The sequence below is a fragment of the Metallibacterium sp. genome (assembly GCF_054637675.1).
The window spans coordinates 1-25,088 of record NZ_JBTSRB010000029.1 but is presented as its reverse complement, the minus strand read 5'-3'; the positions used below and the strand labels follow the sequence as shown (position 1 = coordinate 25,088).

Annotated in this window: 23 protein-coding genes; 20 read left to right on the top strand and 3 right to left on the bottom strand. The window is 64.8% G+C overall.

Features of this window, described 5'->3' with window-relative positions; genetic code table 11:
* Positions 1-180 precede the first annotated feature (180 nt).
* Both ACYDAT_RS10000 and ACYDAT_RS09995 read left to right on the top strand, forming a co-directional pair.
* Positions 181-1,614, top strand: coding sequence for a DHA2 family efflux MFS transporter permease subunit (locus ACYDAT_RS10000; RefSeq protein ID WP_461438616.1), 1,434 nt, complete (start codon positions 181-183; stop codon positions 1,612-1,614).
* Positions 1,615-1,677: 63 nt separating this feature from the next.
* Complete coding sequence (locus ACYDAT_RS09995; RefSeq protein ID WP_461449891.1) at positions 1,678-2,859, top strand: cation:proton antiporter; 1,182 nt, start codon at positions 1,678-1,680, stop codon at positions 2,857-2,859.
* Between the two features lie 46 nt (positions 2,860-2,905).
* On the opposite strand, the gene ACYDAT_RS09990 is transcribed toward ACYDAT_RS09995, so the two are convergent.
* On the bottom strand, positions 2,906-4,309 hold the full coding sequence (locus ACYDAT_RS09990; protein WP_461438618.1) for a class II fumarate hydratase: 1,404 nt from the start codon (positions 4,307-4,309) through the stop codon (positions 2,906-2,908).
* 84 nt (positions 4,310-4,393) lie between these two features.
* Between ACYDAT_RS09990 and purB the strand changes: the two genes are divergently transcribed.
* The 9 genes from purB to pilH all read left to right on the top strand — a co-directional run bounded on the left by purB (position 4,394) and on the right by pilH (position 16,044).
* Entirely contained in the window at positions 4,394-5,761 is a 1,368-nt protein-coding gene (gene purB / locus ACYDAT_RS09985; protein ID WP_461449889.1) for an adenylosuccinate lyase, read from the top strand.
* A gap of 99 nt (positions 5,762-5,860) precedes the next feature.
* A complete protein-coding gene (locus ACYDAT_RS09980) occupies positions 5,861-7,054 on the top strand; it encodes a cupin domain-containing protein (protein WP_461449887.1) in 1,194 nt (397 codons plus the stop codon).
* A complete protein-coding gene (locus ACYDAT_RS09975) occupies positions 7,051-8,007 on the top strand; it encodes a GNAT family N-acetyltransferase (protein ID WP_461449885.1) in 957 nt (318 codons plus the stop codon). The genes ACYDAT_RS09980 and ACYDAT_RS09975 overlap by 4 nt, the downstream gene beginning before the upstream one ends.
* Before the next feature lie 138 nt (positions 8,008-8,145).
* Entirely contained in the window at positions 8,146-10,977 is a 2,832-nt protein-coding gene (locus ACYDAT_RS09970; protein ID WP_461449883.1) for a 2-oxoglutarate dehydrogenase E1 component, read from the top strand.
* 57 nt (positions 10,978-11,034) lie between these two features.
* Entirely contained in the window at positions 11,035-12,375 is a 1,341-nt protein-coding gene (gene odhB / locus ACYDAT_RS09965; protein ID WP_461438623.1) for a 2-oxoglutarate dehydrogenase complex dihydrolipoyllysine-residue succinyltransferase, read from the top strand.
* Between the two features lie 134 nt (positions 12,376-12,509).
* Complete coding sequence (lpdA, locus tag ACYDAT_RS09960) at positions 12,510-13,934, top strand: dihydrolipoyl dehydrogenase (protein WP_461438624.1); 1,425 nt, start codon at positions 12,510-12,512, stop codon at positions 13,932-13,934.
* Positions 13,935-14,028: 94 nt separating this feature from the next.
* Positions 14,029-15,033: a YhdH/YhfP family quinone oxidoreductase gene (locus tag ACYDAT_RS09955; protein WP_461438625.1), complete on the top strand. Its 1,005-nt coding sequence runs from the start codon at positions 14,029-14,031 to the stop codon at positions 15,031-15,033.
* A gap of 54 nt (positions 15,034-15,087) precedes the next feature.
* On the top strand, positions 15,088-15,588 hold the full coding sequence (locus tag ACYDAT_RS09950; protein WP_461438626.1) for a DUF3617 domain-containing protein: 501 nt from the start codon (positions 15,088-15,090) through the stop codon (positions 15,586-15,588).
* Between the two features lie 90 nt (positions 15,589-15,678).
* Positions 15,679-16,044 carry a twitching motility response regulator PilH gene (pilH, locus tag ACYDAT_RS09945; protein WP_461438627.1) on the top strand — a complete coding sequence of 122 codons (366 nt, stop codon included), beginning with the start codon at positions 15,679-15,681 and terminating at the stop codon, positions 16,042-16,044.
* A 57-nt stretch (positions 16,045-16,101) separates the two neighbouring features.
* Here pilH and ACYDAT_RS09940 read toward each other — a convergent pair whose 3' ends face one another.
* Entirely contained in the window at positions 16,102-16,998 is an 897-nt protein-coding gene (locus ACYDAT_RS09940) for a DnaJ C-terminal domain-containing protein (protein ID WP_461438628.1), read from the bottom strand.
* Between the two features lie 214 nt (positions 16,999-17,212).
* Positions 17,213-17,662 carry an Hsp20/alpha crystallin family protein gene (locus tag ACYDAT_RS09935; protein ID WP_461438629.1) on the bottom strand — a complete coding sequence of 150 codons (450 nt, stop codon included), beginning with the start codon at positions 17,660-17,662 and terminating at the stop codon, positions 17,213-17,215.
* A 150-nt stretch (positions 17,663-17,812) separates the two neighbouring features.
* Between ACYDAT_RS09935 and ACYDAT_RS09930 the strand changes: the two genes are divergently transcribed.
* The 9 genes from ACYDAT_RS09930 to ACYDAT_RS09890 form a co-directional block, all read left to right on the top strand.
* Entirely contained in the window at positions 17,813-18,295 is a 483-nt protein-coding gene (locus tag ACYDAT_RS09930; protein WP_461438630.1) for a redoxin family protein, read from the top strand.
* Between the two features lie 96 nt (positions 18,296-18,391).
* The gene (locus ACYDAT_RS09925) at positions 18,392-19,084 is read left to right on the top strand and encodes a hypothetical protein (RefSeq protein ID WP_461449881.1); all 693 of its coding nucleotides are present in this window, start codon (positions 18,392-18,394) and stop codon (positions 19,082-19,084) included.
* Between the two features lie 179 nt (positions 19,085-19,263).
* Entirely contained in the window at positions 19,264-19,644 is a 381-nt protein-coding gene (locus ACYDAT_RS09920) for a DsrE/DsrF/DrsH-like family protein (RefSeq protein WP_461438632.1), read from the top strand.
* A gap of 37 nt (positions 19,645-19,681) precedes the next feature.
* The gene (locus ACYDAT_RS09915) at positions 19,682-20,413 is read left to right on the top strand and encodes a 4Fe-4S dicluster domain-containing protein (RefSeq protein ID WP_461449879.1); all 732 of its coding nucleotides are present in this window, start codon (positions 19,682-19,684) and stop codon (positions 20,411-20,413) included.
* Between the two features lie 39 nt (positions 20,414-20,452).
* Complete coding sequence (locus tag ACYDAT_RS09910) at positions 20,453-21,829, top strand: heterodisulfide reductase-related iron-sulfur binding cluster (RefSeq protein WP_461449877.1); 1,377 nt, start codon at positions 20,453-20,455, stop codon at positions 21,827-21,829.
* A complete protein-coding gene (locus tag ACYDAT_RS09905; RefSeq protein ID WP_461449875.1) occupies positions 21,826-22,878 on the top strand; it encodes an FAD-dependent oxidoreductase in 1,053 nt (350 codons plus the stop codon). Before ACYDAT_RS09910 ends, ACYDAT_RS09905 begins: the two co-directional genes overlap by 4 nt.
* Before the next feature lie 17 nt (positions 22,879-22,895).
* Positions 22,896-23,792 carry a hypothetical protein gene (locus ACYDAT_RS09900; protein WP_461440576.1) on the top strand — a complete coding sequence of 299 codons (897 nt, stop codon included), beginning with the start codon at positions 22,896-22,898 and terminating at the stop codon, positions 23,790-23,792.
* Positions 23,793-23,801: 9 nt separating this feature from the next.
* Positions 23,802-24,557, top strand: a complete 756-nt coding sequence (locus tag ACYDAT_RS09895; protein WP_461449873.1) for a 4Fe-4S dicluster domain-containing protein — start codon at positions 23,802-23,804, stop codon at positions 24,555-24,557.
* On the top strand, positions 24,554-25,088 hold a 535-nt coding region (locus ACYDAT_RS09890; RefSeq protein ID WP_461449871.1), incomplete at its 3' end, for a heterodisulfide reductase-related iron-sulfur binding cluster. The genes ACYDAT_RS09895 and ACYDAT_RS09890, both read left to right, overlap by 4 nt.

Genomic DNA, 25,088 nt, shown 5'->3' with positions numbered 1-25,088 from the left:
CATGCCAGCGACTGCAGCACTGAGCCGACAAGAGCTGATCTGCGGGCTGACGAACGATGCCGCGACTGATATTTTTTCGCGTGCATGCGCGCGATTCACGCGAGTACGCTCCACGAAACCCTTATGCTTGCGATCTTCGCGCGGCGCGCGTTGGCATACGCAGCGACGCGCATGGCGCCGATGAACGCATCCGACCCCCTGCACGACATGCTCGAACACGCGAGCCTCGACAGCCAGCGCCCGCTGCTGTGGCTGATCGCCGCCGGGTTTTTCATGCAGACGCTGGACTCGACCATCGTCAACACTGCAGCGCCCAGCATCGCGGATGCCTTGCGTGCCACGCCGCTGGGCATGAAGACCGCGCTGACCAGCTACGTGTTGACGCTGGCGGTGTGCATTCCGGCCAGCGCGTGGCTGACCGATCGCTTCGGTACGCGCCGCATCTACGCAGCCTCGGTATTGCTGTTCACGCTAGGCTCGGTGGCCTGTGGCGCGGCGCAGACCTTGCCGCAACTGATCGCCGCGCGCGTGCTGCAAGGCATCGGCGGCGCGCTGCTGATGCCGATCGGTCGCTACGTGCTGATCCGGCTGTTCGGCAAGCGTGATTTCGTCGCCGCGATGAGCTTGGTATCGATACCCGGCCTGCTTGGGCCGATGCTGGGCCCGGTGCTGGGTGGCTGGCTGAGCGAATACGCGAGTTGGCGTCTGATTTTTCTGATCAACGTGCCGGTCGGCCTGGCCGGCCTGTGGCTGAATGCGCGCGCCATGCCGGATCTGCGCGGTGTCCTGCGCCCCTTCGATGGCTTCGGCTTCGCGCTGTTCGCGATGGGCTCCGGGCTGTTGCTGGCCGCATCCGAGTTCGCCAGTGATGGCATGCCAGCCCCGGCCCTGCTCAGCGCGGGGCTAGGCCTGCTGCTGTGCATCGGCTTCGTGCTGCATGCGCGGCGTAGCGCGCATCCGATCAACGACCTCGGCCTGTTTCGCGTACGCAGTTTCTCGATCGCCCTGCTCGGCAGCCTGTTCACGCGGCTGGGCGCATCCGGGCTGCCGTTTCTGCTGGCTTTGTACCTGCAGATCGGCTGCGGTTACTCGCCGCTGCAAGCCGGGCTGATGATGGCGCCGCAGGCGCTGGCGATGATGGCGATGAAGCCGCTGATCGACCCGCTGCTGCGCCGCTATGGCTATCGACGCACGCTGTACGTCAACACCGTGCTGGTCGGTGCAGTGCTGGCGGCGTTCGCGCTGCCGGTCGCGCGCGGTGACTGGCTGGCGATCACGCTGCTGATGTTCGTGCTGGGACTGGTGATGTCGCTGCAATACACGGCGATGAACACGCTGGCGTTCGTGGATCTCGCGCCCGCGCAAGCCGGCCATGCGGCGTCCATGACCTCGACCGCGCAGTATCTGTCGATGAGCTTCGGCATCGCGCTGGCGACCATGCTGATGGGCGCGTTCATGCCCGCGCATGCGCCCGCTGTGGAGTATCTGCACGCTTTTCACGCGACCGTGCTGGCGCTGGCCGGCTCGTGCTTCGTCAGCGCGCTGGTGTTCATGCGCCTGCGCCGCGACCGCCCGCTGCGCGCGCGCGTGGACGATCCCGACACCGCGACCTGATGCTGTGCGCCACGGTGGCTGGGTTAGCATCGTGGTCATTGACCTCGCGCAAGGATCGAGCCCATGCACGGCGCCGCGGACATCCTGCTGTCGCTTTTTGTCGTGTTCGTCGCCGCGCGCATTGGCGATGAGCTGGCACAGCGTATGCGCATGCCAGGCGTGGTCGGCGAGATCGTGGCCGGCGCCTTGCTCGGTCCTTCGCTGCTGAACTGGGTGCATCCAGGTGTGGTGCTGGATGCGCTGGCCGAGGTCGGCGTGGTGTTTCTGCTGTTCGCGGTGGGACTGGAAACGCGCCTGGATGATCTCAAGCGCGTCGGCCTGATCGCGTTCATGGTGGGCACGCTGGGCGTGATCGTGCCTTTCGGCGGCGCGTCGCTGTGGGCGCACCTGGAAGGCTTCGCGTGGAACAAATCGATGTTCATCGCCGCGGCCTTTGTCGCCACCTCGGCCGGCATCACCGCGCGCGTGCTGCAGGAGATGCACGCGCTGCAGCGGCGCGAAGCACACGTGATCCTGGGGGCGGCGGTCATTGACGACATCCTCGCCATGCTCTTGCTGGGCGTGGTGGTATCGATGCAGGACAGCGGCGTGGCCGACCCTGTGCATCTGCTGATCGTGGTCGTCGAGGCGGTCGGTTTTGTCGTGGTCGTAGGCTGGTTGGGCACGCGCGTGGCGCGCAAGCGTTCGTCATGGCTGGAGCGGCCACGCATGACCATGTCCGAGCTGAGCATCGTGCTGGCGCTGTGTCTGGGGCTGGCATGGTTGTCCACGCGCGTCGGGCTGGCTGCGATCATCGGCGCGTTTCTGGCCGGACTGATCGCTTCGGAAACCGACCAGCGCGAGCAACTCGAGCATCAGATGAAGCCACTGTTGACGCTGCTGACGCCGTTTTTCTTCGTGATGACCGGTGTCAAACTCGACGTCAACGTGTTCACGCACGCCGATGCGCTGCTGATGCTCGTGCTGGCCACGCTGATCGCGGTGCTGACCAAGCTGGTGGGCGCTTATTTGGGCGCATTGAAACTGGGCCATCGCAGCGCGCTGGCCGTGGGCATGGGCATGGTGCCGCGCGGCGAGGTGGGCGTGGTGGTGGCGAGTCTGGGTCTGGCCGCCGGTGTGTTCACGCCCGAGGTGTACGCGGTGATCGTGGCGATGTCGCTGCTGACCTCGATCCTGACCCCGCCGCTATTGGGCTGGCTGCTGCGTCGCGCGCAGCGCGACGACATCGATCAGCGGGCAGCGTGAACGCCGTGCACGCGCTATTTTCGCGCCAACCCGTGCCAGCAGCCCTTCAGCCCGCACCGCCACCCGGTTTGCCGTGGATGCCGCCGCGCGTCAGCGCCATCGGATCCAGCAGTTTGGCCAGTTGCTTGCGCGGCAGGCCGGTGGTTTCCACCGCCACGTCGAGGATCGGGCGCTTCTGCTTGTATGCCTGCTTGGCGGTCGCCGCGCCCTTCTCGTAGCCGATCACCGGATTCAGCGCGGTCACCAGGATGGGATTCTTGTCCAGCGCCTGCTGGATGTGCGCCTGGTTGACCTTGAAGCCGGCGATGGCGTCATCGGCCAGCGCGCGCATGGCGTTGCCCAGAATGGCGATGGACTGCAGCAGGTTGTGCGCGATCAGTGGCAGCATCACGTTGAGCTGGAAATTGCCCGCCTGACCACCGAGGGCGATGGCCACGTCGTTGCCGATGACTTGCGCGCAAACCATGGTCATCGCCTCGGGGATCACCGGGTTGACCTTGCCGGGCATGATCGAGCTGCCGGGTTGCAATGCGGGCAGTTCGATCTCGCCCAAGCCCGCCAACGGGCCGGAATTCATCCAGCGCAGGTCATTGCTGATTTTCATCAGCGCGCAGGCCAGCGTCTTGAGCTGGCCGGAAAGCTCCACCGCATCGTCCTGCGCGGCGATGCCCTCGAAGTAATTGTCGGCGGCGACGAACTTGCTGCCGCTCATGCGCGTCAGCTCGGCGGCGACGGCGGGGCCGAACTTCGGATCGGCGTTGATGCCGGTGCCCACCGCGCTGCCACCCAGCGGCAGACGCTGCATGCGCCTGAGCGCATCGGTGATGCGCGCCTCGGCGCTGTGCAACTGCGCCGACCAGCCGGACAATTCCTGCCCGAAGGTCACCGGCATGGCGTCCATCAAATGCGTGCGCCCGGTCTTGACCACCTTGGTCAGCTCCCTGGCGCGCTGGTCGATGGTCTTGCGCAGATGCGCCAGCGCGGGCAGCAACTGTTCGCGCGTTTCCAGCGTGGCGCTGACGTGGATCGCCGTGGGGATCACGTCGTTGGAACTCTGCCCCATGTTGACGTGATCGTTGGGGTGCACCTTGAGCCTGGCGGTCGAAGCCACGTGCGCGATCACCTCGTTGGCGTTCATGTTGCTGCTGGTACCGGAACCGGTCTGAAACACGTCGATCGGAAACTGTGCATCGAACTCACCACGCGCCACGCGCTCGGCGGCAGCGCGCACGGCCTTGGCCGTGGCCTTGGGCAGGTGCCCCAGTCTGGCGTTGGCTTCGGCCGCGGCCGACTTGATCAATCCCAGCGCACGAATGAATGCGCGCGGCATGCGCAATCCGGAGATCGGAAAGTTCTGCACGGCGCGCTGCGTCTGCGCGCCGTAAAGCGCCTCGGCCGGAACTTTCAGCTCGCCCATGCTGTCGTGCTCGGTGCGGTACTGCTGGCTCATCGCGGATTCCTGAGACAAGGAAAACAGCCATTGAGTATAGCCTCGCGGTGTAAGCTTGCCGCTTCCAATCTGCCACCCGTACGCATGGATCACCCTGCTCTCGTCGCGCTCTCGCCACTGGATGGCCGCTACGCCGGACAATGCGCGGCGCTGCACCCGGTATTCAGCGAATTCGGCCTGATGCAGCGGCGCGTGCGCGTCGAAATCGCCTGGCTGCTGGCACTGGCCGAGCATCCGGACATCCCCGAACTGCCAGCCTTCGATACCGCCACACGCGCCGCGCTGCTGGGTATCGGCGAGCGATTCAGCATCGACGATGCCGCCGCGATCAAGCGCATTGAACGCACCACCAACCACGACGTCAAGGCGGTCGAGTACTTCATCAAGCAGCGCATGGGCGCCCTGCCCGGCTTGGCCGTGGCGCGCGAGTTCGTGCACTTCGCCTGCACCAGCGAGGATATCAACAACCTCGCCTATGCGCTGATGCTGAAGGACGCGCGTGAAGCCGTGCTGCTGCCCGCGTTCGATGACGTGATCGCGCAGCTGCGCGCCATGGCGCACACGCATGCGGATCTGGCGATGCTGGCGCGCACGCATGGCCAGCCAGCTTCGCCAACCACGCTGGGCAAGGAATTGGCCAACGTCGTTGCGCGCCTGCAGCGCCAGCGCCAACAACTGGCGGTGGTGGCAATCTGCGGCAAGATCAACGGCGCGGTGGGCAATTTCAACGCGCATGTCGTGGCCTATCCCGAGGTCGACTGGCCACGGCTGGCGCGTGGATTTGTCGAGGGCATGGGCCTGGACTGGAACCCCTACACCACGCAGATCGAGCCGCACGATGGCATCGCCGAATACTGCGACGCCGTGCGCCGCGCCAATACCGTATTGCTCGATCTGTCGCGCGACCTGTGGGGCTACATCGCGCTGGGCTATTTCAAGCTGGCGCTGAAAGCCGGCGAAGTGGGCTCATCGACCATGCCGCACAAGGTCAACCCAATCGACTTCGAAAACGCCGAAGGCAATCTGGGGCTGGCCAACGCGCTGCTGGGTCACTTCAGCGAGAAGCTGCCGATCAGCCGCTTCCAGCGCGATCTCACCGATTCCACCGTGCTGCGCGCGCTGGGCACCGGCTTTGGCCACACGCTGGTGGCGCTGACCGCGCTGGCGCGCGGCCTCGGCAAGCTGGCCACCGATCCAACGCGCATCGCGGCCGATCTGGAAGGTGCTTGGGAAGTGCTGGCCGAAGCCGTGCAAACGGTGATGCGCCGCCACGGCTTGCCCGAGCCCTATGAGCAGCTCAAGGCGCTGACCCGTGGGCGTGCGATCACGCCAGCCGTGCTGGCTGCATTCATCGAGTCACTGCCCCTGCCCGAGTCGGCCAAGGCGCGTCTGCTCGCCCTCAACCCTGCAGCCTACACCGGCCTTGCCGGCGCGCTGGCACGCGACGTCTGAAGATCGGCCATGCCCAAAAAACCCGCACAACCACGCGCCAGCGATTCGCAATCGGCGCAGCCCAGTCCCGCCAAGTCGCGCCCTCGTGCGCGGTCCGCCATGCCTGCGCTAGAGGTCAACGCCAGTCATGGCATGCCGCTGGGCATGCCGCCCTCGCGTTTTCTCACCCAGTACTGGCAGAAGCATCCACTGCTGATCCGCGGCGCGCTGGCTGGCTGGCAAGTACCGATCACGCCCGAGGATCTCGCTGGCCTCGCCTGCGAGGACACCGTGCTGGCGCGCATCGTGCACCGCGAACGCAAGCGCGCACTGTGGACACTGCAGCCTGGACCCTACAGTGAGGCCACGTTCACCGGTCTGCCCGAGCGCGACTGGACGCTGCTGGTGCAGGACGTCGACAAGTGGGATGCCGAGGTCGCCGGCCTGCTGGATTTCGTGCGTTTTCTGCCTACCTGGCGCATCGATGATGTGATGGTCAGCTACGCCACCGACGGCGGCGGCGTTGGCCCGCACATCGATCAGTACGACGTGTTTCTGGTGCAGGGCATCGGTCGTCGGCGCTGGAGCATCAGCACCGAGCGCAACGCACCACGCGCGCTGCGCCCCGGCACCGATCTGAAATTGCTGGCCGAGTTCGCGCCCACGCACAGCTTCGTGCTGGAACCGGGCGACGTACTGTACCTGCCGCCCGATGTGCCCCACGATGGCGTGGCCGAGGGTGCCTGCATGACTTTCTCGATTGGCATGCGCGCGCCGGCCGAGTCCGAGCTGTTGCTGGATCTCGCCGAGCATCTCGCTGAACACATACCCGATACGCAGCGCTACAGCGACCCCGATCTGCGCCCGGCGCGCGCGCGCGGCCTGATCGATTCCGCCGCGCTGGCGCGCGTGCGCGCGCAGTTGGGGCCGTTCGCGCAGCGCATCAAGGCCGGCGAGCTGGCGCTGTGGTTCGGACGCATGATCACGCGCTATCGCAGCGCCGCGCCGTTCGCCGGCAACGCTCAACCGGCGTCGCTGGAACAGGTGCGCGCCATGCTGCTCAGTGGTCGCGCGCTGTTGCGCCATCCGTTCGCGCGCTTTGCCTGGATCGAACATGGCGCCGAAGGTGCCTCGCTGTTTGCCGCCGGACACATGGTGCATTGTCCGCGCGCGCTGGCCGAGGCGCTGTGCGCCAACGCGCGCATCGAGCCCGACGATGCGGTGCTGCGCGACGGTTCCGCGCTGACCGCGCTGCGCGACCTGCTTGCGGTCGGCTGCGTGCAATTCGCGCGCGCGCCGCGCAAGCGGGCATGATCGCCGCCGATTTTCACCTCGTTCCAGCACACTGGCCGACCGACGCCGAGGCCTTGCGCAGCGTGCGCGATGCCGTGTTCATCCGCGAACAGCAGATTGCCCCCGAGGATGAATGGGACGATCTCGATGCCGCTTCACGCCACGTGCTGGCGCTGGCAGTGGACGGCTGCGCGATCGGCTGCGCGCGCCTGACCCCGCAGCAGCGCATCGGGCGCATGGCGGTGCTGGCCGATTGGCGCGGCCGCGGCGTGGGCATGGCGCTGCTCACGCACTTGATCGCCGAGGCACGCGCCTTGGGATGGCCCGAGGTGCATCTCAGCGCCCAGCAGCACGCGATCCCTTTTTATGCGCGCGCCGGCTTCGTCGCCTATGGCGAAACCTATCTCGATGCCAATATCCCGCACCGCATGATGCGCCTCGCCCTGAGTCCGTTCGAGGCGCCCACGCCGCGTGCGCCGGAACCCACGCCCGTGCCCGAAACGCTGCAAGCCGACGACCTCGCCGGCCTCACCGCCGCCACGCTGCGCCTGCTGCGCGATGCGCGTCATGGCGTCACCATGTATACGCGCGATCTGGAGCCGGGCCTGCTCGAGCAGGCGCCGATCCTCGAAGCCTTGCGCGCGCTGGCCGTGCGCGGTCGTGGCACGCAGTTGCGGCTGCTGGTGCAAAACCCCGAGTGGGCGCTGCGCGGTGGGCATCGCCTGCTGCCACTGATCCAGCGTCTGCCCAGCATGATTTTGCTGCGTCAGCCGATCGAAGAAGCCGATTTGCAATACCCGTCGGCCTTTCTGCTCAACGACCGCGGCGGCTATCTGCTGCGCGCGCTGGCCTCGCGCCACGAGGCCTTGGGCAGCACCTATGCGCCCGGTTGCAATGCGCAGCTCGCCGCCTATTTCGATCAGGTCTGGGCACGTTCGCAGCCGCTGCGCGAACTGCAGCCACTGCAACTTTGATGCTGCGTGAACAGCGGCGCACAACGTGCGCCAATTGTCGCAGTGCCGCATCATGCAGCCTATAATTGTCGGGATGACCAGCAGCAGCGTGCCCGCCGCAATCCTGCGGACACCTCCCTTTTCCGTCCCGGTGTCACCGTGAGCGCCAATCCCATCCGCGAGTTCTTTCTGTCATCACCCATCGCAGGCGGCAATGCCACCTACGTTGAAGCCCAATACGAGGCCTGGCTCACCGATCCATCCAGCGTCGGCGCCGATTGGGACAGTTATTTCAAAAGCCTGCACGGGCGCGAAGCCGGCGATGTCGCGCATGGTCCGGTCATCGAACGCATCGAGCAGGCGCAGCGCCTCAACGGTCACGGTCGCGCGACGCCGCGCGGCGATGACGGCTACGCGCGCAAGCAGGGTGCAGTGCTGCGCCTGCTCACGGCATTCCGCTCGCGTGGTCATCTGGCGGCCGATCTCGACCCGCTGAATCGCGCCAGCAAACCGGCGGCGCCGGATCTGGACCCGGCTTATCACGATCTTGATGCGGGCGATATGGACACCTCGTTCGATACCGGCAGCTACGCCGGCGGTGTCCAGCGCATGCCGCTGGGGCGCTTCGTCGAGCGACTGCGGCGCACTTACACCGGCACCATCGGCGCCGAGTTCATGCACATTGCCGATCACAACCAGCGCCGCTGGCTGCAAACGCGACTGGAGCAGGCCGTCGGCAACTTTCTCAGTGAGCCTGCACAACGCCTGCGCGTGCTCGACCGCCTGACCGCCGCCGAGGGCCTGGAACGCTATCTGCACACCAAGTATGTCGGCCAGAAGCGTTTTTCTCTGGAAGGCGGTGAAAGCCTGATCCCGCTGCTGGATACGCTGATCGACGACTGCGGCCGCAACAGCGTGCGCGAGATGGTCATCGGCATGGCGCACCGCGGACGCCTGAACGTGCTGATCAACACGTTGGGCAAGCCGTCGCGTTTGCTGTTCGACGAGTTCGAGGGCAAGTTCGAGCAGGCCGACGATCCCGCGCATTCCGGCGACGTGAAGTACCACATGGGCTTCAGCGCCGACGTGCGCACCGCAGGCGGCCCGATGCACGTCGCGCTGGCGTTCAACCCCTCGCATCTGGAAATCGTCAACCCGATGGTGCTGGGCTCGGTGCGCGCGCGGCAGACGCGGCGCGGCGACAACGACCGGCGCGAGGTGCTGCCGGTGCTGATCCACGGCGATGCGGCCCTGGCCGGCCAGGGCGTCAACGCCGAACTGTTCAATCTTTCGCAGACGCGCGGTTTCGGCGTCGGCGGCACCGTGCACGTGGTGATCAACAACCAGATCGGCTTCACCATCTCGCGCCAGGATGACGCGCGATCCACGCATTACTGCACCGACATCATCAAGATGATCAATGCGCCGGTGCTGCACGTGAATGGCGATGATCCGGAAGCCGTCGTCTTTTGCGCGCGTCTGGCGTTCGACTATCGACAGACCTTCAAGCGCGACATCATGATCGACCTGATCTGCTATCGCCGTCACGGCCACAACGAGGCCGACGAGCCAGCCGCCACGCAACCGCGCATGTATCAGGTAATCCGCGGTCTGCCGACCACGCGCGAGCAGTACGCCAAGCGCCTCGCCGATGCCGGCATCATCAGCGCCGCCGACGCCGAGCAGCGCGCGGTCGACTACCGCAAGCGTCTGGAGGCCGGCGAGTCGGTCACCGAGTTGTCCGCGCCGCTGCCCGATGCCTTCCGCGTCGACTGGAGCCCATACCTCAACGGCACGCTCGGCAGCGAGGTTGCCACCGGCGTCGCGCGCGACAAGCTGGCGCGCCTGGAAGCCATGCTCACCGACACCGCGCAGATCAAGCTGCACCCGCGCGTGGCCAAGATCTACGACGACCGCCGCAAGATGGCCGCCGGACAGCGGCCACTGGACTGGGGCTACGCCGAGAACCTGGCTTATGCCACCTTGCTCGATGCCGGCTACGGTCTGCGTCTGGTCGGTCAGGACAGCGCGCGCGGCACGTTCTTTCACCGCCACGCCGTGCTGCATGATCAGGACACCGGCGCGACGACCCTGCCGCTCAAGCGCGTGCGCGAGGATGCGCACGTCGAGATCATCGATTCGGCACTGTCCGAAGAGGCCGTGATGGCCTACGAATACGGCTTCGCCAGCGCCGAGCCGCGCACGCTGCCGATCTGGGAAGGCCAGTTCGGCGATTTCGCCAACGGCGCGCAAGTGGTCATCGACCAGTTCATCAGCTCCGGCGAAGCCAAGTGGGATCGACTATCCGCGCTCACGCTATTTTTGCCGCACGGTTACGAAGGCCAGGGCCCCGAGCACTCCTCGGCGCGCCTGGAGCGCTACTTGCAGTTATGCGCGCTGCACAACATGCAAGTGTGCGTGCCCACCACGCCGGCGCAGGTGTTCCACATGATCCGCCGGCAAATGCTGGGGCAAGCGCGCAAGCCGTTGATCGTGATGACGCCCAAGTCGCTGCTGCGCCACAAACTGGCGATTTCCAGCATCGATGATCTGGTGCGCGGCGGATTCCAGCCAGTGCTGCCGGACACCACCGCCAAGGTTGGGCAGAGGGTGCGCCGCGTGGTGCTATGCGCGGGCAAGGTCTATTACGATCTGCTCGAACACGCCGACAAGGCCGGCATCCAGGACGTTGCGCTGGTGCGCGTCGAGCAGTTGTATCCGTTCCCGCGCACCGCCGTGGCGCATGAACTGGAACGCTTCCCGGCCGCGCGCGAGATGGTCTGGTGTCAGGAGGAGCCCATGAATCAGGGCGCCTGGTTCCAGATCCGTCATCACCTGCAGGCGGTGGCTGGCGAGCGCACCCTGGGCTACGCCGGACGTGCGCGTTCACCGGCGCCAGCCTGCGGCCACTACAACACGCACGTGGCCGAGCAGAACGCGCTGGTTGAGCACGCGCTGAGCGGCCCAGTCGGCGCCGACGCCAACGACTGAAGCTCCCATCCCATCCCCTCAACCATTCCGCAAGCCATCTCGAAGGAATCACGCGCCATGGCCATCGAAGTCAAAGTTCCCGTGCTGCCCGAGTCGGTCTCCGACGCGACCATCGCCACCTGGCACAAGAAACCCGGTGATGCGGTCAAGCGTGACGAGAATCTGGTGGATCTGGAAACCGACAAGGTCGTGCTGGAAGTGCCCTCGCCGGTCGATGGCGTGCTCAAGCAGATCGTCAAGGACAGCGGCAGCACGGTGACCAGCCAGGAACTCATCGCGCTGCTCGAGGAAGGCGCTGCGCAGGGAAGTGCAAGTGCCGCGGGCGCAGGAAGCGCGGCAGCGGCCGCAGCACAAGGAAGTGCAAGTGCCGCGGGCGCAGGAAGCGCGGCAGCGGCCGCCGCGGTCGCACCACCAGTGCCCGGCTTGACATCATCTGCAGCCGCCAAGCCCTCCGCTGCGTCGGCGGCCACCCCGGCAGCATCCAAGGCCACGGCGCCGGCCAAGCCCGTCGCGGGTAGCGAGCAGCTGTCCCCCGCCGGCCTGCGCGTGGCCAGTGAGGAAAAGATCGATCCAACCAAGGTCAGCGGCAGCGGCCGCGACGGGCGCGTGACCAAGGAAGACCTGGTCAACTTCATGCGCAGCGGCGCCATGCAGAGTGATGCCGCCAATGTCGCGCCCGCCGCGCGTGGCGCCGATGGTCGTCCAGAAGAACGCGTGGCGATGACGCGCATGCGCACCAAGATCGCCGAGCGCCTGATGCAGTCGAAGAACTCCATCGCCATGCTGACCTCGTTCAACGAGATCAATCTCGGCCGCGTCAGCGCGCTGCGCAAGGAACTGGGCGAGCAGTTCGAAAAGACCCACGGCATCAAGCTCGGCTTCATGAGCTTCTTTGTCAAGGCCGCGTGCGAGGCGCTCAAGCGCCGCTCCATCGTCAACGCCTCGGTCGATGGCAACGACGTCATCTATCACGGCTACCAGGACATTTCGGTGGCCGTGTCCACCGACAAGGGCCTGGTGACGCCAGTACTGCGCGACGCGCAGGACATGGGTTTCGCCGACATCGAAAAAGCCATCGCCAACTTCGCCAAAAAGGCGCGCGAGGGCGGCCTCACGCTGGAGGATCTGCAGGGCGGCACCTTCACCATCACCAACGGCGGCACCTTCGGCTCGCTATTCTCCACGCCCATCGTCAATCCGCCGCAGAGCGCCATCCTTGGCATGCACACCATCAAGGAACGCGCCATCGTCGAGAACGGCCAGGTCATCGCCGCGCCGATGATGTACGTGGCGATCAGCTACGACCACCGCATCATCGACGGCAAGGACGCGGTGCTGTTCCTGGTCGACATCAAGAACCAGCTGGAGAATCCGCAGCGCATGCTGCTCGGTTTGTGAGCCAGACGCCGGGACTCGGGACTCGGGACCCGGGATCCGGCAATAGCAAAAATGGCACTCGGCTTGGCAAGAGCTCCGCTCTTCCGAGTCCCGAGTCCCGAGTCCCGAGTCCCGCTCACTAGGACTCTCGCACCATGTCAGAACAATTCGATGTCATCGTCATCGGCGGCGGTCCCGCCGGCTACCACGCCGCGATCCGTGCCGCGCAGCTCGGCTTGAAGACTGCCTGCGTCGATGCCTGGGCCGGCAAGGATGGCAAGGCCGCGCTCGGCGGCACCTGCCTCAACGTCGGCTGCATTCCGTCCAAGGCGCTGCTGGATTCCTCGAAACAATTCTGGAACCTGAGCCACAGCTTCGAGGTGCATGGCATCAGCGCCAGCAACCCGAGAATCGACATCGCGACCATGGTCGGGCGCAAGGAAAAAATCGTCAAACAGTTCACCGGCGGCGTGGCGATGTTGTTCAAGGCCAATAAGATCGCCGCGTACTTCGGCAAGGGCCGTCTGCTCAAGGATCGCCAAGTGGAGGCGATCGCAGCCGATGGCAGCAAACAAATGCTGGCCGCGACTAATGTAGTCATCGCCACCGGCTCGGTACCCATCGAGTTGCCGTTCGCAAAATTCGACGGCAAGCACATCGTCGACAACGCCGGCGCGCTGGAATTTGCCAGCGTACCCAAGCGCCTTGGCGTGATCGGCGCCGGCGTGATCGGCCTCGAGCTGGGCAGCGTGTGGCAGCGCCTCGGCAGCGAGGTCACCATCCTCGAAGCCATGCCCGAATTCCTCGCTGCCGCCGATGCCGATATCGCCAAGGCCGCCGCGCGCGAATTCGCCAAGCAGGGACTGAAGATCGAGCTGGGCGCCAAGCTGGCCAAGGCCGAGATCAAGGGCAACGAGGTGCACCTGACCTACAGCGGCAAGGAAGGCGGCAAGCAACTGGTGGTGGACAAACTGCTGGTGGCCGTGGGCCGTCGCGCCTACAGCGATGGCGTGCTCGGCGATGGCACCGGTGTGAAGCTGGACGAGCGCGGTCGCGTGAGCGTCGACGAGCACTGCTGGACCGGCGTCGAGGGCGTATGGGCGGTGGGCGACTGCGTGCGCGGCCCGATGCTGGCGCACAAGGGCTTTGAGGAAGGCATCGCCGTCGCCGAGCTGATCGCCGGCAAGGCGGGGCACGTCAACTACGACACGATTCCCTGGGTGGTCTACACCGAACCGGAAATCGCCTGGGCCGGCAAGACCGAGGCGCAATGCAAGACCGATGGCATCCCCTACAAGACCGGTAGCTTCCCGTTCGCGGCGGTAGGGCGTGCCGTGGCCATGAACGAGCCGGCCGGCCTGGTCAAGGTCATCGCCCATGCCGAGACCGATCGCATCCTCGGTGTGCACATGGTCGGCGCCTGCGTCTCCGAGCTGATCGCCGAAGCCGTGGTGGCGATGGAATTCAAGGGCTCCGCCGAGGATCTGGCGCGCATCATCCACGCGCATCCGACGCTCAGCGAAGCCGTGCACGAGGCGGCCATGGCCGTGGACAAGCGCGCCATCCACAAGGTCAATTGAAGCCAGCATGACTCCATCCCGTGCCGGCCTTGGATGGCCGATGACACGGGATCCAGCGTATCTTCAGACGACAACGGCCCGGATTAACAAGGCAATGCAACGAGACCGTTTCAAAGCCTTCCGCATCCACAGCGACGAGGCCGGCTACCGCGCCAACTTCGAGGATCTAACGCTTGCAGACCTCACCCCCGGCACAGTCACCGTGCGCGTGGCTTGGTCCTCGGTGAACTACAAGGACGCGCTGGCGGCGACCGGTCAGGGCAAGATCCTGCGCCGCTTTCCGCTGGTCGGTGGCATCGATCTGGCCGGGCATGTGGTGGATTCCACCGATGCGCATTACCGCGCCGGTGACGCGGTGCTGGTGACCGGCTGCGGCCTCAGCGAGACACGCGACGGCGGCTATGCCGAGTACGCGCGCGTGGCCACGAACGATGTCATCCCGCTGCCCGCCGGCATGACGCTGCGCGAGGCCATGATCCACGGCACCGCCGGCTTCACCGCCGGACTCGCCCTGCTGCGCATGCAACAAAACGGCCAGCATCCCGATCTCGGCCCGATTGCGGTCACCGGCGCCAGCGGCGGCGTGGGCATGCTGGCGGTGGCGATCTTCGCGCGCGCCGGATACACCGTGCACGCCATCAGTGGCAAACCCGAGCACGCCGATTTCCTGCGCCAACTGGGCGCGGCCGAGGTGCTGTCGCGTACCACCTTGCCCATGGACTCCAGGGCGCTGGAATCCATGCGCTTCGGCGGCGCCCTCGACACCGTGGGCGGACCCGCACTTGCTGCACTACTGGCCTGCTGCGCGCTGTACGGCAACGTCGCCAGTTGCGGCCTCGCGGCCAGCTCCACACTGCACAGCACGGTGATGCCCTTCATCATCCGTGGCGTCAGCCTGCTGGGCATCGCTTCGTCCGGCACGCCACGCGCGCAGCGTCTGGCGGTGTGGCAGCACCTGGCTACCGATTGGCGTCCCAACATGTTGGGCGCCATCGCCACGCGCGAAATCGCGTTCGCGCAATTGCCCGAGATGTTCGCCGGTTACCTCATCGGTCAGGCGTTTGGCCGTACTGTCGTGCGCATCGGCGCCGATGCCTGAGCAATTCTGTATCCGTTGCAGGCATCACCCACCGCTGTTCCCAGGAGGTCCTGCATGAAGATCCGCCACATCGATTTGCGCCTGAGCGCGCTCGCGCTCGCCCTGCTGCCCGCGCTGGTACTGGCCAATCCGCCACCGACCAAGCTGCAACCCGGCTTGTGGCAGTTCCGCTATCACTCCGCGGTGGACATGGCCGGGCGCACCATTCCGCCGATGAACCAAACCGCGCAGCAGTGCATCAAGGAAACCGACCCGGCCAAGCTGCCGCTGATGCCCGCGCTGCCGGCCAACATCAAGTGCACGGCGCCCGACATGCAAACCAGCGGCAAGGGTTATCACGTAACCATGTCCTGCACCGCCAGCGAGGCAAATGGCATGGTCTCGAAGCTACGCGAGGATTTCATGATTTCGCCCAGCCATGACGGCAGCCAGATCGCCTTCTACGGCACCGTGCAGCAGACCATTACCGGCGCGCCCGTCTCCATTCCCGCTGCGTCGGTGAAGATTTCCGCCCAGGGCCATCGCATCGGCATCTGCCCGGCGCCCAAGCGCTGAGCGCCGCGCGTTCACGGCACCGCGTCGCGGCTGGCGCGCTGCCCCTGGTGCTAAGATTCGCAGCGAATTCCTGCCTACCCGGTAACGTTCATGGCGCGCGTACTTATCGTCGATGACTCCCCCTCGCAGCTGATCGGCCTGAAGCGGATCATGGAGAAGCTTGGCCATGTCGTGATCACCGCCGAAGACGGCGTCGCGGGCGTGGAAAGCGCGCGCCGCGAGCTGCCCGACCTGATCCTGATGGACGTGGTGATGCCCAACCTCAACGGCTTTCAGGCCACGCGCAGCATCGCCAAGGACCCCGCCACCGCGCATATCCCGGTGATTCTGGTCACCACCAAGGATCAAGCCACCGATCGTCTCTGGGGGCTGCGCCAAGGCGCGCGCGCCTACGTCACCAAACCGATCAACGAAACCGAGCTGGGCGAAACACTACGCGAAGTGCTGAGTGGTTGAGCGACAACACGCGAGACCACGCGTGGAGTGGGGGTCGCAACGCTCACACCCGCACCTTCAAGCGCGTGGATCAAACGCTTCAAAAGCCTTCTGAAATGCCTCGTAGGCCTTGCGCGCCTCGGCATCATCGACCGGCGGCGTGCGGATCAGCAACTCGACGATCTGATCGCCCGGCATGCGCCCGGGCATGCCGCGGCCTTTCAAGCGCAACTTGCGTCCGGATTGCGAGCCTGCGGGCAGTTTGAGATCGACCGCGCCCGCCAGCGTCGGCACCGGCACCGTGGCGCCCAGTGCCGCTTCCCATGGCGCCACCGGCAGCGATACCAGCACGTCACGGCCCTCCAGACGAAAACGCGGATCGTCGCGCAGCACGACCTCCAGCAGCACGTCACCGGCGGGCTGCCCGCCGCCGCCGGGATGCCCCTGCCCGCTGAGCCGGATCACCTGGCCACTCTGCATGCCGGCCGGAATCTTCACCTCGAGAACGCGCTCGCGGTTGCCGTCATGCAAGGCGAAGCGCGTCTTGCCGCCGGCGAAGGCCGTGGCCAGATCGACTTCGAGTATGGCACGCAGATCGCGACCGCGCCGTGCGCGTGGCGCACCATGGGCGCCGCCATGCGCGCCGCCGAACAGGCTCTCGAAGAATTCGCTGAAGCCCTGGCCCTCGAAATCACCCGGCCCCTGCGCCGTGCCAGAACCCCAGCCCGGCGGCGGATTGAAGCTTTCGCCGGCGCGATAGCCGCCAGCGCGCAATTGATCGTAGGACGCACGCTTGTCCTTGTCGCGCAGCACTTCGTAAGCCTCGTTGACCGCCTTGAAGCGCTCCTCGGCCCCGGTCTCCTTGCTGACATCCGGATGATATTTGCGCGCCAGCTTGCGGTAGGCTGACTTGATATCGGCCTCGCTGGCGTCGGGCTTCACCCCGAGCGCGTCGTAGTAATCCTTGAACTCCATGATGCCCTCACCTCAAAGGATGGGCTGAACGTGTTCAGACCATCCGCAAATCATGGCTGGTTCGCCGCGCAGCGTAGTCGAGTCCGGACCCGTGCCGGACTCGGCGCCCACTGTCCAGTCTGGGATGGGCTTGCCGGAAGTATCCCAATGCAAGACCTGCGGCAGCGCTGAGTCTGCCGCAGGCCGCATTCCTGCGAATGCATGCGCAGTGAATTTATTCGGCGACCGCGATCCGGCGCGGCGTGGTCTCCGGGCGCTTGGGTATCACGATCTCCAGCACGCCATGCCTGCCTTGCGCACTGATGTTGTCCGGATCGGCGCTGTCGGGCAGCGCGAAGCGGCGATAAAACATGCCGTGCGAGCGCTCGACGCGAGTGAATTGGCCCTTCTCGTCCTTCTTGTGCTCGGCGCTGCGCTCGCCCTTGATCGAGAGAATGCCACGATCCATGTGCACCTCGATGTTCTTCGGATCGACGCCGGGAATATCAGCCAGAATCACGAAGCGGCCGCCCTCCTCGCGAATATCCACGCGCGGCATCCACTGGCTGGTGACGACGTTGGATTGATCGGTCTCGTCGCCGCCAAAAAAGCGCTCGAATGCCTGCTTCATTTCTTCCTGCAGGCCGTTCTGGCCCGCCCATGGGGTGTAACGGGTGATGGTCATGCTCGTTCTCCTCGGGTTCATGCGGCACTGCTGCCGCCTGTCTCTGATGTAGGGATTTCGCGATTCACTTTCAAGCGGAGCGACCACACGCCGCAGCTATCATGGCGGCTGCGGTGTGACCGCAATCCCCCAAGCAATGGAGTTACTCCCATGACCATCAAGACCGGTGATCGCATCCCCGAAGTCAGCGTCAACGTCGTGCGCAACGGCAAGACCGAAACCGTGCCCAGCAGCAGTCTGTTCAAAGGTCGCAAAGTGGTGTTGTTCGCGGTACCTGGCGCGTTCACGCCCACTTGCTCGCTGAAGCATCTGCCGTCCTACATCGGCAGCGCGGATGCGTTTGCCAAACGCGGCGTCGATCTGCTGTGCCTGGCGGTGAATGATGCGTTCGTGATGCAGGCCTGGGCTGTCAGCGAGAAGGCGCCGGCAAGCATCACCATGCTGGCCGATGGCAACGGCGCATTCACCAAGGCGCTGGGCCTGGAACTGGACGCCAGCGGCTTCGGCATGGGCCTGCGCGCGCAACGCTTCGCGCTGTACGCCGAAGACGGCGTGATCAAGCTACTGCACGTCGAGGCGCCAGGCGAGTTCAAGGTCTCGGGCGCGGATGCGATGCTTGCCGCCTTGGCGTAAACGCATCGCGTGGCGCACGGCGCTCAGGGCGCCTCGAAAAGGTTTTTTCGAAGTGCCCTATGCTGAAGCGCAAGCCCCGACCGATCGAGCATCACGATGCTGACGCTGTGCGCCGTGCAACACACCGAGGGCGAGTACCTCGGCTTGATGGAAGATCACTTCGAGAGTCGCGCGATCCGCTTCCAGTACACGCGGCCCTTTGTGACCGGTGGCAGCATCCCGGTCAACGCGCAGGGCTTCGACGGCCTGGTCCTGCTGGGCACCGGGCCGCGCGGCGCGGTCAGTGGTGAAATCCTGCCCAGCCTTAACGCCGAGTTGCGCCTTACCACGGCGTTCCTGCAGGCAGGTTTGCCGGTGATCGGTAGCGGCGTCGGCAGCCTGATCCTCGCCATGGCCACCGGCGGCGGTGCAGAAGCTGCACCGCTGCGCTTCAGCGTCGGCGAGGCGCGGCGCAGTGTTGCCGATGCTCTGGCGGGCCACCTGCCGGAACGTTTTCCCTACGCGTTGTACATGCGTGACCGCGTGCGGTTGCCCGCAAACGCGCGCGTGCTGGCCGTGGACGCGGACGACGCCCCGATGATCTTCCAGGTGCGCGACAACTGCCTCGGCTTCAGCGCGCACCCAGGCATCAAGTCGGGAATGATCGAGGATCTGGTCATGGAGTTTGACGAGGTTCCCGAGCACATTCCCGAGACCCTTGCGCAACTGGCCGCCAAGCAGCGCGCGATCGCCGATGCGTTGAGCGAAATCATGGTCGGCATGGTCAAAGTCACCAACTTGATGCGCTGAACCACGCTGAACCGAACGTGCGCTCGCGACTTGTAACTCGCAAACCACAAAAACTTGACATTAGCGCCGCGCTCATGTTGCGGCGCCACGTGTTTACATCAGATTCGTCTGATACAACATGCTCCGAGGTGGGGCTTTTTGTCGCGCCTCGCCATTCTTCCCACGACGGAGACCGGACCTTGGCAAGCAAGCTTCTGATCATGCTGGTCAACACCGACCCGCGCAACGGCGAGGAACTGGGCGCCCCGTTCTTCCAGGCCTCGGTGGCTGCCGCCATGGACTATGAAGTCGAGGTGATCTGCACCGCGACCGCGGGCCGGCTGATGAAAAAAGGCGTGGCCGAAAAACTCGTGGTCAAGGAAGGTTCGCCCAAGACCGTATACGACTTCATCAAGGAAGCCCATGAGGCCGGGGTGAAGTTTCTGTGCTGCTCACCCAACCTCGACCTGTTCGACATGACCAAGGACGACCTGATTCCCGAGTGCTCTGGAATCGTCGGTGGCGCCTACGTCATCGAGGAAGTCATGGAAGGCGACAACACCAGAGTGCTCAGCTACTGACCTCGCAGCCCAGCCTGCACGGCTGGAGGAGTGCGTTATGACGACCGCATCACTCGCTGTTGGTGACCCATTTGCAACCACCGAGGTCGCCACGCGCGAAAAGCTCGAAGAGATATTCGGCGACATCAAATCGCATGCGCTGTATGACCACGAGTTGTACGGCTGCCTCAACTGCGGCATCTGCACCGCGACCTGCCCGGCCGCGCATTACTATGACTTCTCGCCGCGCGAAATCGTGCAACTGCTGCTGACCGAGAATCTGGAAGGCATCTACGACGCCATGCAGGAGAAGATCTGGGCCTGCGCCCAGTGCTACACCTGTGCCGCGCGCTGCCCGTTCCACAACTCGCCCGGCGGACTGATCATGCTGATGCGCGAAACCGCGATCAAGCACGGCATGCAGTCGGCCAAGGACGTGCTCAAGCCCTTCACGCGCGTGTTGATGAAGCTGATCACCACCGGCAACCAGTTGGCCCCGAACATGATCACGGCGGACGCGTTCCCCGACTGGGGACCCGGCATCGCCAAGATCCATGCGCCGCTGGACATCCTGCGCAAGGCCATCCCGGTGCCGACGCTGCACACGCTGGATACGGCGTGGGTGGTGAATATCAAGACTTCGATCGAGCTGTACACCATCTGGGAAGCTTCCGGCGTGCTCGACCAGCTGGAGACCATCGACCCCAATCTGTTCGATGTGGTGACCGACATCATGGACGAGAAGCGCGACGAATATCAGGAGTGGCTCGACGAGCACGAAGCCGCCTAGCACACGTCCATTCCATCAAGTCAGCAAACGAGGTATCCCATGGCCAGCCAAGACGAAAAACCAGCGCCCGGTTACACCGGTTTCGGTGCGGAGTGGCGCCCGGTCAAGTTGAGCACCGACGAGGCGCAACGCGCCACAGCTTGGGTCGAGGCGCGCATCGATCGCCGCGAAATGCTGACGCAGAAGGATCGCGTCCAGGACGTGCGCGACATCATGTGGCAGCTCGAAAAGGACGGCGAGATCGTCGTGCACCGCATCACCGAACAGCACGAACCGGTCGTCGGCAAGACCCTGTACGGCTGGGACAAGCGCATCCCCACCAACCAGCTCTGGCACCACAAGTCCTGCGGCCAGTGCGGCAATATCCCCGGCTATCCCAGTTCGTTGCTGTGGCTGCAGAACATGCTGGGAACCCGGTATCTGGATGAAACCGACCAGACCTCCTGCACCGCGTGGAACTACCACGGTTCGGGCATCGGCAACATCGTCAGCCTGGCCGCGGTATTCCTGCGCAATTTTCATCAGGCCTATGTTTCGTCGATCTCGCAGGGTCTGCCCGCCGGCTATTACTTCCCGCTGGTGCATTGCGGCACCTCGTTCGGCAACTACAAGGAAGTGCGCGGTTACCTGCTGCATTCGGCCGAGTTGCGCGAACAGGTGAAAAAGATCCTTGGCAAGCTCGGCCGTCTGGTCGATGGCAAGCTGCTGATCCCCGAGGAGATCGTGCACTACTCCGAATGGCTGCACGTGATGCGCGAGCGCATCGCCGAGCACCGCGTGATCGATTGCAGCAACATCCGCGCCACCGTGCATCCGGCCTGCCATGTGCACAAGATGGTGCCGGAAGACGTGCTCTACGACGACACCGTGCTGGATGGCAACCGTACCGCCGTGTCCACCGGCTTGCTGCAGACCCTTGGCGCCCAGGTGATCGACTATTCGACCTGGTACGACTGCTGCGGCTTCGGTTTTCGCCACATCATCGGCGAGCGCGAGTTCACCCGCTCCTTCGCGATCGATCGCAAGATCAAGGTCGCGGTCGAGGAGGCCCACTCCGACGTGATGATCGGCCACGACACCGGCTGCATCACCACGCTCGACAAGAGCCAATGGATCGGCCAGGCGGTGGGCAAGGTCTACCCGCTTTCGGTCATGGCCGATTGCCAGTTCGCGGCGCTGGTCTGCGGCGCACACCCCTACAAGCTGGCACAACTGCACTGGCACGCCTCGCCGTTCGAGGGGCTGCTGGAAAAACTCGGCATCGACTGGGAAAAGGCCAAGGCCGAGTTCGAGGTGTATCTCAAGGAGGTCGCCGCGGGTCACGTGGAAACGCTCTACGACCCCAAGCGTGCCATCACGTCCGGACCTGGTTACGAGAAGCCGGTGCGGCCGGCGCAGATCGAGGTGAATTCATGACGACTCCGGTATTGGTAGTGGGCGCGGGTCCATCCGGACTCTCGGCTGCCCACGCGCTGGCCAGCGCGGGACAAAGCGTGATCCTGGTGGACAAGGCCGACCGCCTTGGCGGTGCGCCGATCCTGTCCGGCTACGCCAAGCTGGTGCCCTCGGGCGAGTGGGCCAGGGACGCCATCGGCGGCATGGTCGCGCGCGTGCGCAATCACGCCAATGTCGAGATTTTCACCGACACGCGGGTGACGCGCTTCGGCGGCGAGCCCGGTGCATTCACCGCCGGCCTGTCCAATGGACAGCAACGTGAAGTCGGCGCGGCCATCCTGTGTACCGGCTTCACCCATTTCGATTCGGTCAACAAGCCGGAATGGGGCTTCGGCACCTATCCCGACGTGGTCACGACCACCCAGGTCGAGCAGATGATCTCCTCGGGCAAAGGCGTGAAATGTCCTTCGGATGGGCGCGCGCCCGATCGCGTCGCGATCCTGCTGTGCGTGGGCTCGCGCGATCGCCAGATTGGCCGCGAGTGGTGCTCGAAGGTGTGCTGCACAGTGTCTGCCAACATCGCCATGGAAATCCGCGAGGCACTGCCCAAGTGCGCGGTGTACATCTACTACATGGACATCCGCACGTTTGGTCTGTACGAGGACAAGTACTACTGGCAAAGCCAGGAGGAGTACCACGTCAAGTACATCAAGGCGCGTATCGCCGAGGTCACCTCGGACGGCAAGCGCCTGATCGTCAAGGGCGAGGACACCCTGGTCAAGCGTCCGATCACCATTCCCTTCGACTTGGTCGTGCACGCGATCGGCATGGACCCGAATATCGAGAACCCCGACATCGCCAAGACCTTCGGTGTGCAACTGGAGCGCCATGGCTATCTGCTGCCGGGACCGACTTACCGCACCATGGGCAGTACCTCGCGCCCAGGCGTATTCGTCGCGGGCTCGGCGTGCGGCCCGGAGACGATTGACGATTCCATCGCGCAGGGCCAGTCGGCGGCAATGGCAGCACTGGCCGCTCTGCGTGCCCCCGTCACGGCGCTGGCAGGTTGAGAGTGGCGCTTGACATCATGAGCAAACGCACACCCGACACGGAGTTGTTGCCGACGCTGGACCTCAGCGGCCCCGCTCTGCGCAGCGGTTTCGAGGAGCTGGTTGCCGCTGCCGAGCCTGGCGGCGGGATGGACGTCTATCTCACCGCCTTGCAGTTCAAGTCCAAGTTGTTCGGCGAATGGTTCCTCGGCAAGCAAAGCGCGGCGCTGGATACACCGCGCTTCCTCGGCCTGTGCACGTTCATGCCCACGGTGCGTCGCCGCGTGGGTGCCTGGCTGGGCAGCAACGACTTTGCCGACTTGCATCGCCAACTGCTGCTGCTGATGCAGCCGGGCACCACGGTGCAGGCCCGCTTCGATGCGTTTGTCGCCGCCTTTCCCACCGACCGCACCTGCCGCTGGGCGCGCGATCTGGCTGCCGAAGTGCTGCATTTCTGCGCCCCCGATGAAATCCCCCTGATGACGCGCTGGATGTGGGATGCCCAAAGTGGCAGCGGCGTCTTGCGCGAGATCTGGTTCAATGACAGCCGCGAGCTCGATCCACGCATCCTGGATGTCGGATGCCCATCGCGGCGTATTGCGCGAGACCATGATCCACTGCACCGCATCCCGGATCGGCTTGCCACCTTTGTCGCGCTCAAGGCGGAACTCGAAACTTTCCTGCGCGACAACGGGACTTATCGCGACTTCGGCCTGATGCAGGATCTGCTGTGCGCGCACATTTATTCGCGCTACATCAACGATCGCGGCAGCACCTATCTGAAGGGGGATTTTGCTGGCGCCGAAGACGCCATGGCGCACACGCGGCGCCTGCTCGGACTGGATTGCTATGAACGCGATGGCATCCGCATGAAAGTGAAACTTCCGGAAACGATGTCCGTGGCGCTCGCCACGCCGCTGCAACTCGACGCGTGAGGACTGTGCATGCCGATCCATGAAAAACACCTGATCCGGCCCGAGAACCTCGTTCGCAACGACAAACTCGCGATCGAGGGTGTCGACGTGTCGGGTGATTGGAGCACCTTCATCCAGACGCGCGTGATCACCGATTACAACGAATCCCTGCAGGAAGAGATCGCTGCCCTGCCCGGCGGTGAGTTCATCCACCGCTGCTGGCAATGCGGCTCGTGCACCAACTCCTGCACCGTCAACGCGCTCAATCCGGATTTCAATCCGCGTTACTGGATCTATCTGATCCGGCTTGGCATGGAACAGGAATTGCTGCGCGACAAGGACATCATCTGGCAGTGCGTGTCGTGCAACAAATGCACCTACGCGTGCCCACGCGATGTCGTGCCGGAAGGCGTCATGAAGGCCACATCGCATTGGCTCGAGCTGAAAGGCTACGTGCCGGAGAAACCATCGATGATCTTTGACGATGTGTTCTCGGAACAGGTATTTGCCAAGGGCAAGATCGAGGAAGGCCGTCTGCTGCGCAAATTCTTCGTGCGCACCCAGCAGAAGCTGGCGCAACCATGGTTGATCGCCATGGTCAAGGGTTTGCTCTCGCGCCTGCCCGTCACCTTGCTCATGCGCCTCGGTCTCGCCGGCGTGGTCCACCCGCGCACGCGCAACTGGGGTCGCACGCGCGACGCCATCAACGAGTATGTGGGTGAACAGAACGCCAAGCACCGCAGCGCGCTGGGCTTGCCCGCACAATCCACGGAGTCGCACTCATGACTGAGAAGTACCGCAAGGTTGCCTACTACCCGGGCTGCGCACTGGAAGGTACCGGCCACGCCTACAACCGCTCGACCAAGGAGGTTGGCAAGGCGTTGGGCCTGGAACTCGTCGAGCTCGAAAACTGGAACTGCTGCGGTGCGATGGAGGTCAAGAATGTCGACCCCAAGCTGCAGACCTTCCTGTCCGCGCGCAATCTGAAGATCGCCGAGGACATGGGTTTCGATACCGTGATGGCGCCATGCAACGGCTGCTACCACAACCTCAAGAAGGCCGAGTACGACCTCAGCCACGATGCCAGCTCGCGCGAAACCGTCGCCAAGCTCGCGGCCAAGTCGGGGGACCAGCCCTACGAAGCCGGCAACGTCGAGACCATCCACGCGCTGGATTGGATCCGCGACGCCATCGGCACCGACGAGCTGCGCAAGCGCGTCAAGAATTCGCTCAACGGGCTGAAGATCGCCAACTACTACGGCTGCATGTACACGCGCCCGCGCCACATTTTCCCAGAAAAAGACAAGGGTCCAGGCT

Bases quoted from the DNA above. Each gene is read 5' to 3' on its own strand.
- ACYDAT_RS10000 (WP_461438616.1), top strand. From the start codon at position 181: ATGAACGCATCCGACCCCCTGCACGACATGCTCGAACACGCGAGCCTC.
- ACYDAT_RS09995 (WP_461449891.1), top strand. From the start codon at position 1,678: ATGCACGGCGCCGCGGACATCCTGCTGTCGCTTTTTGTCGTGTTCGTC.
- ACYDAT_RS09990 (WP_461438618.1), bottom strand. From the start codon at position 4,309: ATGAGCCAGCAGTACCGCACCGAGCACGACAGCATGGGCGAGCTGAAA.
- purB (WP_461449889.1), top strand. From the start codon at position 4,394: ATGGATCACCCTGCTCTCGTCGCGCTCTCGCCACTGGATGGCCGCTAC.
- ACYDAT_RS09980 (WP_461449887.1), top strand. From the start codon at position 5,861: ATGCCTGCGCTAGAGGTCAACGCCAGTCATGGCATGCCGCTGGGCATG.
- ACYDAT_RS09975 (WP_461449885.1), top strand. From the start codon at position 7,051: ATGATCGCCGCCGATTTTCACCTCGTTCCAGCACACTGGCCGACCGAC.
- odhB (WP_461438623.1), top strand. From the start codon at position 11,035: ATGGCCATCGAAGTCAAAGTTCCCGTGCTGCCCGAGTCGGTCTCCGAC.
- lpdA (WP_461438624.1), top strand. From the start codon at position 12,510: ATGTCAGAACAATTCGATGTCATCGTCATCGGCGGCGGTCCCGCCGGC.
- ACYDAT_RS09955 (WP_461438625.1), top strand. From the start codon at position 14,029: ATGCAACGAGACCGTTTCAAAGCCTTCCGCATCCACAGCGACGAGGCC.
- ACYDAT_RS09950 (WP_461438626.1), top strand. From the start codon at position 15,088: ATGAAGATCCGCCACATCGATTTGCGCCTGAGCGCGCTCGCGCTCGCC.
- pilH (WP_461438627.1), top strand. From the start codon at position 15,679: ATGGCGCGCGTACTTATCGTCGATGACTCCCCCTCGCAGCTGATCGGC.
- ACYDAT_RS09940 (WP_461438628.1), bottom strand. From the start codon at position 16,998: ATGGAGTTCAAGGATTACTACGACGCGCTCGGGGTGAAGCCCGACGCC.
- ACYDAT_RS09935 (WP_461438629.1), bottom strand. From the start codon at position 17,662: ATGACCATCACCCGTTACACCCCATGGGCGGGCCAGAACGGCCTGCAG.
- ACYDAT_RS09930 (WP_461438630.1), top strand. From the start codon at position 17,813: ATGACCATCAAGACCGGTGATCGCATCCCCGAAGTCAGCGTCAACGTC.
- ACYDAT_RS09925 (WP_461449881.1), top strand. From the start codon at position 18,392: ATGCTGACGCTGTGCGCCGTGCAACACACCGAGGGCGAGTACCTCGGC.
- ACYDAT_RS09915 (WP_461449879.1), top strand. From the start codon at position 19,682: ATGACGACCGCATCACTCGCTGTTGGTGACCCATTTGCAACCACCGAG.
- ACYDAT_RS09910 (WP_461449877.1), top strand. From the start codon at position 20,453: ATGGCCAGCCAAGACGAAAAACCAGCGCCCGGTTACACCGGTTTCGGT.
- ACYDAT_RS09905 (WP_461449875.1), top strand. From the start codon at position 21,826: ATGACGACTCCGGTATTGGTAGTGGGCGCGGGTCCATCCGGACTCTCG.
- ACYDAT_RS09900 (WP_461440576.1), top strand. From the start codon at position 22,896: ATGAGCAAACGCACACCCGACACGGAGTTGTTGCCGACGCTGGACCTC.
- ACYDAT_RS09895 (WP_461449873.1), top strand. From the start codon at position 23,802: ATGCCGATCCATGAAAAACACCTGATCCGGCCCGAGAACCTCGTTCGC.